Origin of the sequence: Streptomyces sp. NPDC093109 (assembly GCF_040701725.1) — a bacterium.
GTDB lineage: Bacteria > Actinomycetota > Actinomycetes > Streptomycetales > Streptomycetaceae > Streptomyces.
In genome coordinates this window covers 45,809-59,016 of the sequence record NZ_JBFBEZ010000012.1, presented here as the reverse complement: position 1 = coordinate 59,016, position 13,208 = coordinate 45,809, and the positions used below count along the sequence as shown (strand labels likewise).

Annotated in this window: 13 protein-coding genes and 1 pseudogene; 3 read left to right on the top strand and 11 right to left on the bottom strand. The window is 72.3% G+C overall.

What is annotated here, in order from left to right:
- Positions 1 to 2: 2 nt before the first annotated feature.
- The gene (locus AB0389_RS14130; RefSeq protein ID WP_366395644.1) at positions 3 to 440 is read right to left on the bottom strand and encodes a phage tail protein; all 438 of its coding nucleotides are present in this window, start codon (positions 438 to 440) and stop codon (positions 3 to 5) included.
- A 72-nt stretch (positions 441 to 512) separates the two neighbouring features.
- On the bottom strand, positions 513 to 980 hold the full coding sequence (locus AB0389_RS14125) for a hypothetical protein (RefSeq protein WP_366395643.1): 468 nt from the start codon (positions 978 to 980) through the stop codon (positions 513 to 515).
- Positions 981 to 1,581: 601 nt separating this feature from the next.
- On the opposite strand from AB0389_RS14125, the gene AB0389_RS14120 reads away from it, so the two are divergent.
- Both AB0389_RS14120 and AB0389_RS14115 read left to right on the top strand, forming a co-directional pair.
- On the top strand, positions 1,582 to 1,722 hold the full coding sequence (locus AB0389_RS14120) for a hypothetical protein (RefSeq protein ID WP_366395642.1): 141 nt from the start codon (positions 1,582 to 1,584) through the stop codon (positions 1,720 to 1,722).
- Between the two features lie 2,088 nt (positions 1,723 to 3,810).
- Positions 3,811 to 4,494, top strand: coding sequence for a hypothetical protein (locus AB0389_RS14115; protein ID WP_366395641.1), 684 nt, complete (start codon positions 3,811 to 3,813; stop codon positions 4,492 to 4,494).
- Positions 4,495 to 4,537: 43 nt separating this feature from the next.
- Here AB0389_RS14115 and AB0389_RS14110 read toward each other — a convergent pair whose 3' ends face one another.
- From AB0389_RS14110 to AB0389_RS14095, 4 genes are all read right to left on the bottom strand, one after another.
- Positions 4,538 to 4,696, bottom strand: a complete 159-nt coding sequence (locus tag AB0389_RS14110) for a DUF6760 family protein (RefSeq protein ID WP_366395640.1) — start codon at positions 4,694 to 4,696, stop codon at positions 4,538 to 4,540.
- A complete protein-coding gene (locus AB0389_RS14105; RefSeq protein WP_366395639.1) occupies positions 4,693 to 5,175 on the bottom strand; it encodes a hypothetical protein in 483 nt (160 codons plus the stop codon). Before AB0389_RS14105 ends, AB0389_RS14110 begins: the two co-directional genes overlap by 4 nt.
- Positions 5,175 to 5,618 carry a phage tail protein gene (locus AB0389_RS14100; RefSeq protein ID WP_366395638.1) on the bottom strand — a complete coding sequence of 148 codons (444 nt, stop codon included), beginning with the start codon at positions 5,616 to 5,618 and terminating at the stop codon, positions 5,175 to 5,177. The genes AB0389_RS14105 and AB0389_RS14100 overlap by 1 nt, the downstream gene beginning before the upstream one ends.
- A gap of 103 nt (positions 5,619 to 5,721) precedes the next feature.
- Positions 5,722 to 7,347: a phage tail sheath subtilisin-like domain-containing protein gene (locus AB0389_RS14095; protein ID WP_366395637.1), complete on the bottom strand. Its 1,626-nt coding sequence runs from the start codon at positions 7,345 to 7,347 to the stop codon at positions 5,722 to 5,724.
- A 291-nt stretch (positions 7,348 to 7,638) separates the two neighbouring features.
- On the opposite strand from AB0389_RS14095, the pseudogene AB0389_RS14090 reads away from it, so the two are divergent.
- Positions 7,639 to 8,388, top strand: a pseudogene (locus AB0389_RS14090) (hypothetical protein); the annotation flags it as partial.
- On the opposite strand, the gene AB0389_RS14085 reads toward AB0389_RS14090, so the two are convergent.
- From AB0389_RS14085 to AB0389_RS14065, 5 genes are all read right to left on the bottom strand, one after another.
- A complete protein-coding gene (locus AB0389_RS14085; protein WP_366395636.1) occupies positions 8,361 to 8,741 on the bottom strand; it encodes a hypothetical protein in 381 nt (126 codons plus the stop codon). The pseudogene AB0389_RS14090 and the gene AB0389_RS14085 overlap by 28 nt on opposite strands.
- 84 nt (positions 8,742 to 8,825) lie before the next feature.
- Complete coding sequence (locus AB0389_RS14080) at positions 8,826 to 8,960, bottom strand: hypothetical protein (protein WP_366395635.1); 135 nt, start codon at positions 8,958 to 8,960, stop codon at positions 8,826 to 8,828.
- Positions 8,961 to 9,330: 370 nt separating this feature from the next.
- Positions 9,331 to 11,511 carry an AAA family ATPase gene (locus AB0389_RS14075; protein WP_366395634.1) on the bottom strand — a complete coding sequence of 727 codons (2,181 nt, stop codon included), beginning with the start codon at positions 11,509 to 11,511 and terminating at the stop codon, positions 9,331 to 9,333.
- The gene (locus AB0389_RS14070; protein WP_366395633.1) at positions 11,508 to 12,221 is read right to left on the bottom strand and encodes a DUF4255 domain-containing protein; all 714 of its coding nucleotides are present in this window, start codon (positions 12,219 to 12,221) and stop codon (positions 11,508 to 11,510) included. Before AB0389_RS14070 ends, AB0389_RS14075 begins: the two co-directional genes overlap by 4 nt.
- A gap of 263 nt (positions 12,222 to 12,484) precedes the next feature.
- On the bottom strand, positions 12,485 to 13,129 hold the full coding sequence (locus AB0389_RS14065) for a response regulator transcription factor (RefSeq protein ID WP_366395632.1): 645 nt from the start codon (positions 13,127 to 13,129) through the stop codon (positions 12,485 to 12,487).
- Positions 13,130 to 13,208 lie beyond the last annotated feature (79 nt).

Sequence of the window (13,208 nt, the reverse complement as noted above, 5' to 3'; positions counted from 1 at the left end):
GGCTACGCCACCCCCGCGTCCGTGAACCCGTGGTGGGCGATCTCCAGGACCTCGGTCGCCACGGAGGGGCTCGACGGGTCGAAGGAAGGACCGCGCCAGCTCACCGGCAGCACATCGATCAGCCCCCACTGGGCGACCATCGAGCCGTCGGCGCGCAGCGCGGCGATCTGCCCGGTGGGCCGGGTCACCCCGGTCGTCACGGAGGAGATCCACTCCGCCACCTTCCCGGTGTCCTCGGTGAGGGGCCGGGTCAGCGTGATGTTGGAGAAGGTGACACGGGTGGGCAGCTGCCAGACGAATCCGTTGTTGCCGCCCTCCTGCCGCTGCTCGATCTCGACCTGCGAGGAGAGCCCTTCGCAGCCGTTGAAGGTGCCCAGGCTCTCACCGTCGATGGTGAGGTTGAAGAAGATGGTGGAGCCTGCGTCGAGTTGCTGGGACATCGGAGTGGCGCCTTCCTACGGTTCCACGTGCGGTGGGTCGGGGTGGTGCGGATCGCGGGCCGGCCGGTCCGGTCAGTGGCGGGGGTCGCGCAGTTTGCCGATCCGCTCGCGGTCGAGCCGCAGCTCGGTGCGGAGCAGCCGGGTCAGCGGCCCGACCAGCCGGTGGACCAGCTCGGTCATCTGGTCCTCCTGGAGCTCGCGGGGTCTGAACTGGCTGGTCACGGAGCGCGGGCGCGGGACCGAGTGGCCCCCGCCCGAGGAGTTGCCCGTCGGCAGCGGGGCGCTCCCGCCGGAGCCTCTGGTGCCACTGCGGCCACCGCCCTTCCGCTGCACCGCGACGGACGTGCCGCGGAGCGGCGCGGTCACCCGGGCGGGGGCCGGAGCCGGGGTCAGGGCCCGGGAAGGAGTGGGCAGCGCGGCCGGGTTCGCGGGCGCCCGCTGTACGGGAAGCGCTATGGCGGGAGCGGACCGGGCGGGCGCGAGGGAGACGACGGGCTTCGCGAGGGGGCTGAAGGCGTCGGAGGTGCCGGAGTCGCTCAAGGCACCCCTCACCGGCATACGGGCGAGCCCGCTCGGGGCGGGCGGTGCCGACACGGGCGCGGACGCCGACACAGCGCGCTGAATGACGGGGAAGGCTTCCGCCACGCCGTTGAACCGGTGTCCTTCGTTGCCGAGTTGAACGGGCGCGGAGGCCACGGGGGCCGGAGCCTCCACGGAGCGGGGAGCCCTGGGCGCGGGGGGACGGACGGCCGCGGAGGGCGCCGACGACGGCGATGACGATGACAACGCGGAACGCTGTACGGCATGCCGAGGAGCGCCGGCGGTAGCGACCGTGGCAGTGGCAGTGGCGGCAGAGGCCCCAACGCGGCGCAGGCGAACAGCACTTGGGATGCTCCTCCCCGAAGGCGCGGGAGCCGGAGGCTGTACGGACGGTGCGGGCGGTGCGGACTTCACGGCGCCGCGCACACCCGGGAGCGCAGGCGCCCCGGGAACGGCGGCCCGCTGCATGGCGAGGGGAGCGGCACCGGCCGCCGGGGCGGCGAGGGGACGCGGCGCGGCGGCCGGAGCGTTGTGCCGGGGAGCCACGGGGGCCGCGGCGGACCGCGCGGGCTGCCGGCCCGCCCGCGACGGAGACGGCGGGGTGAACCCGGCAGCCGTGACCGGCCGCGAGGAACCCACCAGCGGGGCGGCCGGCACCGGCCACGACCGCGACCGCGACACCGACACCGACACCGACACCGACACCGAGGGTGCGGTGTTCGTCGGGGCCACGGGGGCCTGAGCGGATGCGGAAGTGGAGGCAGAAGCGGAGACGGGGGCGGAGACGGGAGCGAGCAGTTGGGGCGACGTACGGGGCGGTGTCCGGTCGGAAGACGCCCGCTGCACCGGCAGAGCACGGGCCGAACGGCCCGGTCCGGACACGTTGTTGACCACGGGCCGCACCGGCTTTCCGGCCGCGGCACCAGGCGTGGAGCCGGGTACGGAACCGGGCGTGGTCCTGGGTGCGGGAGCGGCACCGTCTACGGGCACCGATCGCGCGGCACCCACCGAAGGGACGACAGGAGCGGTCTCCGGCGACTGCCGTACCGACGCGGTCGGCGATGACGCCCGCTGTACCGGCAGCGCGCCAACCGAACGACCTGGAACCAACCCTGACGACGCGTCACTCACCACGGGCCGCACCGCCTCGCGGGCCACAGCACCGGCCTCGGGAACCGACCGCACAGAATCGGTCTCCGGCCGCCGTACCGACGCGGTCGGCAACGAAGCCCGCTGCACCGGCGACGCACCAACCGAACCGGTCGGAGCAGCCCCGGTAGCGCCGCCACCGGAACCACCCGGCCGCCGCACAGGAGCACTCGACACCGGCGCACCTCCGGCAACCACCGGACCGGAAACTGCCGGCCCGATTGGCGCCGGAGCGGTAGACGTCGGACCGGGACGGCGAACCGCAGCCGGAGTCGTCGGTGCCGAGGAGTCACCGGCTCCGGGTGCGGCGAGCCGCTGCACCGGCGGAGCGGCATCAGAACCACGGGAAAGCTTCGGCACCGGCAGCGCGCCGCCGGTCTTCCCCGCGGTGGAGTCGGCGACCACCGCGGAGTTCACACGCGGCGGAGCGACGGGCGGCCCAGCGGGGGTGACGGGCCTCGGCGCCGCGCCGGTCGGGCGCGTACCGGCACCAGGGGCCGAGCCGGAGCCAGTGGCCGAACCGGATCGGGGAGCCGAGCCGGACCCAACGCCCGGCGGGCGGCTCCCACTCGACGGCGCGCCGCCAGAGGCGATGTGCCGCTGCACGGGCAACGCCGGTGCGGGACCGGCAACGGGCGCGGCGGGCCCCTGAGCGGGCCGTGCGGGCGGCCGTACGGACGGAGGCGCCGGGGTGCTCGGCGGCCCACCGGCCGCCGTTGAACGCTGTACGGGGGTTGTGCCACCCGGGGTCGCGGTACCGGGCGCGCGGTGCACCGGCGGCTGCGCCGCCTGGCCGACCTGCGCCGCCTGGCCAACGTGGGCCGCCGCCGGACCGCCGACAGGCCCACTCAGCGGAGCGCCCAGCCTCGGCCGAACGGCCGGCCGGGTCCCGGACGTACCGGCTCCGGACGTACCCGCTCCGGACGTACCGGTCGCAGAAGCCCCGGCTCCGGAAGCACCTGTTCCGGCAGCGCCTGTTCCGGAGGTGCCCGTCCCCAGCCTTCCGGCCCGGGGCGCGGCAGCTCCAGGACCGGCTGCCAGTGCCCTCTGCACGGAGGGCGTTCCACCGCTCCGGCCGCCGCTGGACGCACGCGCCCGACCGGCGGAACCCGTGGCCGGTGCGGACGCGGACGAGCCCGCCGCCAAGGTCGGCCGTACCGGCGGCACTTGGCCCACGGAGGTGCCCGCAGTCGACCCCGGGGGCGAAGCCGCGGGCGTCGCCGGTCCTTGCGCGGACGGCCGTACGACAGGACCGGCGACGTCACGAGGGCGCTGTGCCGGTGATGCCGACGGAGTGGGCGGAGCCACCGGCCCCGCCAGGGGAGGCCCGAGCAGCGGGCGACGGGGTGGCGTGGTGCCGGTCGGTCCGCTCCCCGGGGAGGACGCCCCGCCGGGTGCTGCCGCCGGTGCGCTCGCCTCACGTCGCTGCACGGGGAGCGCGGAGGCCCGAGCCGGAGGAGCCGACGGAGTCGGCGGGGTCAGCGGGGTCGGAGTCCGGTCCACGGAGATCTTGGCCGTGCCCGTCGGCCCCGGAACCAAACCCGGACCCGAACCCGAACCCGGACCCGGCCGTCGGGGACCCTGCGGCTCGATCCTCGCGGAGCCTCCGCGAGGGCCGTCCTGGTCGCCCTCGGAGCGCTGCACAGAAGTGGCGGCCGAGGGCGTCGCGGAGGGAGGCGGGGTGGAGGGCGAAGAGGAGGACGGGGAAGAAGAAGAGGACGACGAGACAGGCGCAGCCTTCGCCGCAGGCGCAGGCACCAACGCCGCCTTGCGCGGCGCCACCGCCGGAAGCACCCTGGGCCGCACCGAGTTCGGAGCGGCGGACCGCGTCAGCGCCGGTCGCGCCGGGCTAGGCGCGGACGGCCGTACGGGAGCGACCCGCGGGCCCTGGGCACGCTGGACCGACGGCACCGGAGCATACCCCCGGCCGCCGGAACCGGAACCGGCACCGGCACCGGGACCTCCGTCACCGTCGTCGACGACAGCGACCGGCAGGGAGAGCCTGGCCCCGCCGAGGCCGCCCGCCCTGGACCCCACGGCGGGCGACAGCGCGTCCTTGATGACACCGGTCGGAGCGCTGTCCAGAACGGCGTGCGAGAGCGACCCGGAGAAGGAGTGGTTCTGCCAGGTGTTCAGCGAACCCGCGAAGTCGGCGGTCGCGACCGTCTGCCGCCCCGGCGCCCGCACCGCTCGCTGGATCGGCGGCAGAGTGGCCCACGCGCGCCCGCCGCCACCGGAAACACCGGCAGCGGCACCCGCACCCGCACCCGCACCAACACCAGAGCCCGTACCGGCGGACGCCTCAGGGGCGGAGCCCGGTACCGTACCGTCCCCGCCCCCAGCCACGCTCTGGCTCCGGCTCTGATTCCCGCCCCGGCCCCGGCCCTTGAGCCGGTCGAATATCCCCATCACCGCTCCGTCGCAGCACGCGTCACCAATGTGGCGATCTGTTCGGCATATCGCCGCCGCTCACGGTGTTCGAGGTCCAGGATGCTCTCCAGGTTCCAGTGGAAGTGGTAGGCGATGTACGCGATCTCCTCATGGATCCGGTCGGTCGCGTACGTCACGATTCCCCCAGGCGGCTCCCGCCGAGCTCGACCTCGAACGGCTGCTCGCAGTGCGGGCAGGACACGCCGGCCCTGGTGTGGCCCTCGGCGTTGACCTGCCGGTAGAAGTCCTGCAGAAAGGCGAGGTCGGAGGCGAACATGTTCTCCACCACGCCGTCGTGCATATGGGCCACGGTGCCCAGCTGGGTGATGACCCGGCCGAGCAGCACCACCGAGAGATACGCGGGATTCTCCTGCACCCGCATGTCCCGCAGCGGGATCAGCTCGTCCCGGGCGGTCGCCAGACGCATCACGCCCTCGCGATGCACGGTTCCCATGTCGTCCACGTATCCGCGCGGCAGCTCGAACGCGAACTCGGTCCGCAACTCCTGCCGTACGGGGGGTGCTTCCGCCGGTACGACGGCCGGGGCCGCCACGTCCGCGAACGCGGAGGTGGCGGCAGCGGCGTCGGCGGCGGGCCTCGAAGGTCCGCGGCGCATTACTCGGTGACCAGCTCTTCGTAGACGATCGTGACGGTCTCGGTCATGACGGAGGCCTCGCCCGCCGTCGCGCCGGCGCCCATCACCTTGGAGCACCAGGCGTTGCGCAGGTGCTGGCGGCGGACCGGGTTGAACTGGTAGTCCATGTAGATGATGCTCGCGTTCTTGCGCGCCGAGCCCATGTCGCCACGGAGCGAGGCGGCGATCCACTCGGTGAAGGCGGCGGACTGCTCCATACCGCGCGTCACGGTCGTCTCGCCGGCCTTCTTGATGCCGGGCATCTTCTTGGTGATCGGCTGGCCGTTCGCCGAGACCTGCTGGTACTCGATGACGTCCTGCTCCATCCCCACCTCGCCCACGGCGTGGAGGTACTCGACCATGACGCCGTCGATCTGGAGGCCGAAGTTATGGGTAGTTAGGGTATCGCCCTGCGAGAGAGTCATGAAAGCCGTTCCTTCCACTGATGCCGGGGCCCGCGGGGCCCGTGCCTGTACGTGAGATCAGATGCGAGTCGGGGGTGTGCGGGAGGACGTGGACCGGCCGGTCCTACTCCTCCAGCTCACCGGCGCCGCCGGAGAACTGAGCCAGCCGGAAGATCACGAACTCGGCGGGCTTGACCGGCGAGACGCCGATCTGGCAGATGACCCGGCCCAGGTCCACCGACTCCGTCGGGTTGGTCTCGGCGTCACACTTCACGTAGTAGGCGTCCTCCGGCGTGGCGCCGAAGAGCGCGCCGCTGCGCCACTCCGTCACCAGGAACGCGGAGATGTTGCGCCTGATCCGGGCCCACAGCGCCTGGTCGTTGGGCTCGAACACGACCCACTGCGTGCCGTTGAGGATCGACTCCTCCAGGTAGTTGAAGTACCTGCGGACGTTGAGGTAGCGCCAGGCCGGGTCGGAGGAGAGGGTGCGCGCACCCCAGACGCGGATACCGCGGCCGGGGAAGGTGCGGATGCAGTTGACGCCGATCGGGTTGAGCAGGTCCTGCTCGCCCCGGGTGATCTGCATCTCCAGGTCGACGGCGCCGCGCACGACCTCGTTGGCGGGAGCCTTGTGCACACCGCGCTCGGAGTCGTTACGGGCCCAGATGCCGGCGATGTGACCGCTCGGCGGGATCAGCCGGGTCTGGCCGCCCGCCGGGTCGAAGACCTTGATCCAGGGGTAGTAGAGCGCGGCGTACTTGGAGTCGTAGTTGGACGTCTCCTGGCGCCAGACCCGGACCTGCCGGGCGTTGAGGCCGGGCGGCGGGTCGATGATCGCCAGCCGGTCGCCCATGAGTTCGCAGTGCGCGATCAGACCGAGCTGGACGGCCTTCACGGCCTCCAGGTCGATCGCGCCGCGCTGGTAGGCGGCCATCAGGTCGGGGACGGCGACCATCGAGATCTCGTCGACCGCTTCGAGACCGCCGAAGCCCGTACGGTCCGAGGAGTCGCCCAGGTACTCGGCGATGCCGACCGACTCGGTCTCCACCGCGTCCGGGACCGCGGGGGTCTGAGCGGCGGTGGGAACGGCGAGCGCGACCGTCTGGTTGTCGGGGCGGGCGAGCTGCGACGCCGCGACCGCCTCCTGCACGGAGATCAGCTTGGAGCGTTCCTTGACCTGCGTGACCACGTAGTTGCGGGCGCTCTTCTTCGCCGAGACGTCGAAGCTCTCCACGGCCTTCGGGCCGTCCTTGACGATCAGCCGGAAGCGCTCGGCGGGGCCTTCGCCCTCGGCGTCCGCGACCTCGACGCTGAGCGGGCCGCCCTCGCCCGGCGCGATGGCCGAGACCTTGAACGTACCGAGGGTCTGGGGCTCACCGGCCGTCAGCGCGGCGGGACCCGCGGCGCCACCGGCGACGGCCGACCGGCCGCGCTGCCCGTTGAGCGAGTCGGCGCCTTCGCCCGGCGCGCCCGTCACTCCGCCACGCGAGCCGCCCACCCGGACGACATAGGCGGCGGAACCGCCGTTGTTGAAGAAGCCGTACACCGAGTGAGCCAGGAAGTACCCGTCGGTGAACTCACCGAAGGACGCGACGTACTGGGTCCAGTTGGTGACCAGCGTCGGCTCGTTCAGAGGGCCTTCGGGCGCCAGCCCGACGAAAGCGGCGACCGAGGTGCCGACTCCCTCGATCGGACGAGAGCCGCTGGCCACCTCTTCCACGTATACGCCCGGCGACAGGTAAGACGGCATGCTCTGCTCTCCTCGGGGTACAAGACAAGACCAGACTTACCCTCCCGCGCCAAGGGTGCCCGGGTAAACGTCCTCAGGTACATGATCAAGGGCACGGAATATGTCCCCGGGGGCAACTCCCGCGCCGCCGGGCCGACCGCGCCTCTCCCCGCACCGCGATGCGGTCGCGGTCCGGCGGCAACCAGGCGTTTGCGCGCGGGGGTTCGAGGGCATCGCGCGCCAACTTTCGGGCAGCGGCGGTACCCTGCCGCTTCTGCCGTCGCCTCCGCGGTGGACAGTAACGTCCGTCGGGTGACCACCTGGACATCTCTGGAGCCCGCCTCGACCACCGTCGACCCGGGCAGCAGCACCACCGTACGACTGCGTCTGCGCAACACCGGCGACGTCGTCGATGAGTACCGCTTCGAGGCCGTCGGCGACATCGCGCCGTACGTCACGGTGGAGCCACCGTCCATCAGGCTCTTCCCCGGCACCACCGGAGTCGTGGAGCTGACGGTCGCCCCGCCCCGTACGCCTGACGCGACCGCGGGTCCGCATCCGTTCGGTGTGCGCATCCTGCCCACCGAGCACCCCGAGGCGGCCACGGTCACCGAGGGGAACGTCACCTTCACCGCGTTCACGGAAATACGGGCCGAGCTGGTCCCGCACACCGTCAAGGGACGCTTCCGGGGCCGCCCCAAGCTGGCCGTCGACAACCTGGGCAACACCCCGTTCACCGCGTCGATCAGCGGCGGCGACAACGGCGACCAGCTGTCGTACGAGGTCGTCCCCTCGAACGTCCAGATCGCCCCCGGCCGCGCCGCCTTCGTGGACGCGACCCTCAAGCCCCGGCAGATCACCTGGGCGGGGCAGAAGCAGCAGCGGCCGTACGAGATGGCGATACGGCGCTCGGGGACCGAACCCCTGATGGTGAGCGGGACGTACGTACAGCGCAGCGTGATGCCGTTCTGGCTGATGACCACGTTGAGTCTGGTGCTCGCGCTCACCATCACCGGCCTCGTGCTCTGGTTCACCTACAAGGCGCCGGTCCGCACCCTCGCGCAGCCGAGCATCCAGAAGGTGGGGGCGACCGCGCTGCCGGAGGAGCCGCCGGAGAAGGCCCCGGAGCTGCCGGCCGAGAAGCCCGCGACCGAGGTGGCCCCCGAACTGCCCAAGGCCGACGACAGCCCGGGGGACAGCGCGGACGGCGGCGGAGGAGGCGGCGGCGGCGAGGAGAAGAAGGAGGAGGAGGAGGAGAAGGAGGAAAAGGAGGAGGAGAAGGTCGCCAAGGGCCCGCTGCCCATCACCGGGGAGGACCCGCCGAACCTCTTCGTGCAGTTCGCCCAGGTGCGGCTGGTCGAGGGGGCGGGCGGCTGCAAGCTGACCGCCGCGCACTCGGTGGGCAAGCTGGACAAGGCGACCGCGGACGCCCTGAAGTGCTTCCAGGAGGGCAGCGACAATGCCTACGGCGACTGGAGCCAGATGGGCAAGATGGACGGCTACGGAAACCTGGGCCGTACCACGATGACCGCGCTCATCACGGCCCACTTCGGCGCGGTGAAGACGGTGCCGCTGAAGGAGGGCGAGCCCAGCCCCGAGGTGCCGTGGATTCGGAACGCCCTGCTCTGGGGCACCCAGTTCGAGATCGACGACGCCGACCTGAGGATGACGATCGCCTACACGAAGTCCAATATCAGGTATGTGCGGGACCACGTCCAGGACAAGGACGTCCTGACCGCGCCCCTCACCAGCAGGATCAAGGAGTACCAGGGCCAGTTCGGGGCCGACAAGACCGGGGTGATCGACGAGCCGACGCTCGCCAAGCTGACGATGGGCTGGATCAACGGCGGTGACAAGCCGGGCACCGTGACGGCCAAGGACTGGCTCCCGGCGCCGGTGCCGCAGACCGGTGCGGTGCTACGGCCGGGGTCCGGCCGTAGCACCGCGTCCGCCGGCGCGCACGTCGTCCGCCGGCACGCACGTCATCCGCCAGGACGCGCGTCGCTACCAGGTCGCGTCGTCCAGCACCAGCCGGCCCGCCTTGCGGTACTCGCGCTGGGCACCGGCCAGCAGGTCCGCCGCCGTGACGCCGTCGCCCCTGTCCGCCGCCGCGTACGCGGCCGTGACGACCGCGCTGCGGATCGACCCGCCCGCCAGCTCGAAGTCCCGGGCGCAGGGCGCCGGATCGAGGCCGTCGGCGCACGGGACATGGGTGAGGCTGTGCCGCCAGAGCGCGAGGCGCTGGGCCTCGTCGGGGAAGGGGAAGTCGACCACCAGGTCCAGCCGGCGCGTGAAGGCGTCGTCGATGTTGGAGCGCAGATTGGTGGTCAGCAGGGCGATCCCGTCGAACGACTCCAGGCGCTGGAGGAGATAGGCACTCTCCATGTTCGCGTGGCGGTCGTTGGAGCTGCTGACCTCCGAGCGCTTGCCGAAGACCGCGTCCGCCTCGTCGAAGAGCAGGATCGCGTCCGTACGGTCGGCCTCGGTGAAGATCCGCTCCAGGTTCTTCTCCGTCTCACCGACGTACTTGTCCACGATGGACGGAAGCTGTACGACGTAGAGATCCAGGCCGAGTTCGCCCGCGACCACCTCGGCGGAGAGCGTCTTCCCGGTACCGGAATCGCCCGCGAACAGCCCCACCACACCCCGCCCGCGCCCGCCGCCCGCGCTCAGCCGCCAGTCGCCGAGCACCCGGTCGCGGTGCTGGGCGCGCCTGACCAGCTCCCGCAGCTGCGACATGGGGCCCTTGGGCAGGACGAGGTCGTTCCAGCCGACGTCGGGCCGGATACGGCGGGCGTGCCGCTCAAGGCCCGACGCGGACTGCTGCCGGGCCGCGAGCCGCAGATGCGCGGCGGTCAGCTCCGTACCGTCGAACGCGGCGAGCTCCAGCGCCGCGCGGGACGCGCGGTCGATCCCGCCGGGCCCGAACCGGTACGCGGCGACGACCGGCGCCAGGTCGAACCCCGGCTCCTCGGGGCCGAGCGCCGCCCGCCAGGCGTCGAGATCGCCGGCCCGCCGCCGGGGCGCCTCCAGTACGAGCGGGTCGCGCCCGCCGTCGCACCACTGCGGGTCGTACGGGCGCTGGTCGACGAGGAGCACCGGGACGTCGTTCACCGCCAGCGCCCTGACCAGCTTCTCCGGCCGCTCGGGCAGCGAGGTCACCACGATCGCGCGGCCGGTCAGCCGCGCCTCGCGGAGCAGTTCGCGGTACGGGAGGCGCTCCCCCGTGGTCCGTTCCACCGGCGCGTGCTCGCCGGGCCCGTGGTCCCCCGGCTGGTCCGCCGGGTGTCCCCCCGGCGTGAGATGCAGGGCCTCGATACCGGCCGCGCCCAGGGCTGCGATGGCGCAGGCGAGCCCGTCGCCGTCGCGGTGTTCGCGCAGGTAGACGGTGAGCGGGCGCCCCGACAGCCGCTCGGCCAGCCGCCGTACCAGCGGATCGCCGCCGAACGCGGTGCCCGCGCTCCGCGCGTACGGGAGCGGACGTACGGTCCCGTCGAGCGCCGGGTCCGGGGTGTCGTCGCCCAGCAGATGCGCCACGACCCGGTCGGGAACGCGCAAGGAGCGGCTGAGGAAGGGGCGTTCGGGCTCCTCCACCTCGATCAGCCCGTGCGCGAGCAGCCGCGCGTACGGCTGGAAGCGGGAGCGTCCGAAGGCGGAGTGCGTGGGCACCCCGCAGAGTTCGAGCGCGAGCGCGACGGTCGCCCGGCGGCGGGTGACGTCGTCGTTGAGATAGCCGTACAGCGACTCGAAGGTACGGTCCAGGTCGGGCGCGAGCGCGACCAGCAGGATCTGGGTGTCGAGCGGGCCGAGGCCCAGCCAGTGGGCGAGCCAGTGGAGGCGGTCGTCGGGATCCTGAGCCTCGTCCGCCTCGTCGGGCTCCTCCGGCTCCCGGGTCTCGTGCGCCTCGTCCGGCTTCTCCGGCTCCCGGGTCTCGTGCGCCTCGTCCGGCTCCTGAGTCTCGTGCGCCTCGTCCGGCTTCTCCGGTTCAGAGGTCTCCGCCTCGGAGGTGTGCGCGCCCCTCGGCCCCCCGAACAGCAGGTGCCGTACCGCGTCGTCCGTCAGATACATCCCGCGCATCGGGTCGGCGGCCGTCGGGTCGGTGGCGCTGCGGTCCTCGACCAGCGACGCCACACGGCCGCGCAGCGCCGCGAGCCGTTCGAGCAGCGGAGAGGCGGGGTCGGTCACTTCTGCCGCTCCTGGGCCGTTCCTGGCGTGCCGCGCTTCTTCAGGTACTTCTTCGCGTACTTCTTCGCCAGGTCTTCCTTGTGGATGTTGATGATCTCCGGGCTGAGGAACCGCGTGCGGCTGTCGTCGGGCGTGCCGTCCGCCCCCCGTACCTGAACGCCGAGTCCTTCCGTGACCGGCGGACCGACCAGGTACTCGGGGGAGGCCAGGAAGGGCGCGGTGATCGCCACGTCGAGCGAGGGTTTGAGTTCGCCGCCGAGCGCGGACCAGATGTCCGCGAGCGAGCGCGCCTCGGTGTGCACCCCGGCGACGGACATCGGGATGGAGAGGCCGAGTTCGGCGAGGGGGCCGGTCAGGTCCTCCTGCGGGAGGATCTCCTTGGGCAGCAGGGTGTGCAGTACGGCGGTGAGCAGCCGGTGTTCGTCCTGCGGACGCTTGGTCCAGGCGGTGACGAGATACGAGAGCCGGAACCAGCGCGGCGGCTGCTGCTGCTTGAGGACGATTCCCTGCTCGTCGCGGAGCGACATCTTGCCGCGCTGGCGCCGCTTGGTGTCCTCGCGGATGTCGTAGAGATACGCGTCGATGGTCGGGGCGTTGCGCCTGGCCGCCCAGTCGCGCGTCGGGGCGTCGAAGGTGACCTCGACATCGGACCCCGCGAAGGCGCCGCGGGTGAGCAGCCCCTTGAGGATGTCGTCCACATCGTGGATCACGGTCGCGCTGCCCTTCACTGTCGCCGCTCGTCACCGGACCGCCCGTCACCGGACGACCCGTCACCGAACAGCCTGTACGTCACAGGCGCCGGACCGTCCGCGGTCCAGCCGGTCTCGGGCGCCTCGGCATGGTGCGCCCCACTCCATCATGGCCGTCCCTGCGCCCACCCGGCGAGGCACCCGGGGGACGATCAAGGGGCAACACCACTGCCCCCGCGTCTCCCCAGAGCTGTCCTCAGGACCCTTGACTCAGGTACGGACCATCAGATGTAGCCTTCCCGTAAGGCATACGCCACGGCATGGGCGCGGTTGCGGAGTTGCAGGCGGGTCGTTAGACCGTGCATAACGTTTTTGACGGTGCGTTCGGAGTACGACAGTTTGCTGGCAATCTCCCCGGTGTCCATCCCCTCGGCCACGAGCCGGAGCACATCGACCTCGCGCGGCGCCAAGCCGGAGGCCGTGGCTCCCGACAGGCCGGTCGTACCGCGCTGCAACGTGCCGACCTGGGCGATCAGCCGCCCCAGCAGGTCGGCCGGCAGGTCCCCGTCGCCCCGGGAGGCCGCGAGGACCGCTTGGAGCAGCCGGTGGCCGGTGGCCTCGCGCCGCCAGACGATCGCGCCGACGCCGTACTCGATCACCTGGAGCAGCTCCGCCTCGCGGATCAGGCTGGTGACGAGGACGGCCTTGGTGCCGTCGGTACGGGTCAGCCGCCGCAGCCGCGACAGTGTGGGTTCGTCCAGGCCCTCGGCGAGCAGGACCGCGACCGTGCCCTGCCGGCCCGCGCCCTCGTCGACCAGCTCTATCTCGGACTGCGGGCGGAGCTGGCTGACCGCTCCGTCGTGGGAGAGCGGATCCGAGGCATGGATCTCAACCGGGATTCTGACCGGAGTTCGGAGAACCGTGCCCATACGTCCTGACGTCCTTGCCTCAGCGGAACAACCCATTCCTGCACTCCCCACCCTCCCTTCCCCGATAGGACGACCACAA

Bases quoted from the DNA above. Each gene is read 5' to 3' on its own strand.
- AB0389_RS14130 (WP_366395644.1), bottom strand. From the start codon at position 440: ATGTCCCAGCAACTCGACGCAGGCTCCACCATCTTCTTCAACCTCACC.
- AB0389_RS14105 (WP_366395639.1), bottom strand. From the start codon at position 5,175: ATGCGCCGCGGACCTTCGAGGCCCGCCGCCGACGCCGCTGCCGCCACC.
- AB0389_RS14100 (WP_366395638.1), bottom strand. From the start codon at position 5,618: ATGACTCTCTCGCAGGGCGATACCCTAACTACCCATAACTTCGGCCTC.
- AB0389_RS14095 (WP_366395637.1), bottom strand. From the start codon at position 7,347: ATGCCGTCTTACCTGTCGCCGGGCGTATACGTGGAAGAGGTGGCCAGC.
- AB0389_RS14065 (WP_366395632.1), bottom strand. From the start codon at position 13,129: ATGGGCACGGTTCTCCGAACTCCGGTCAGAATCCCGGTTGAGATCCAT.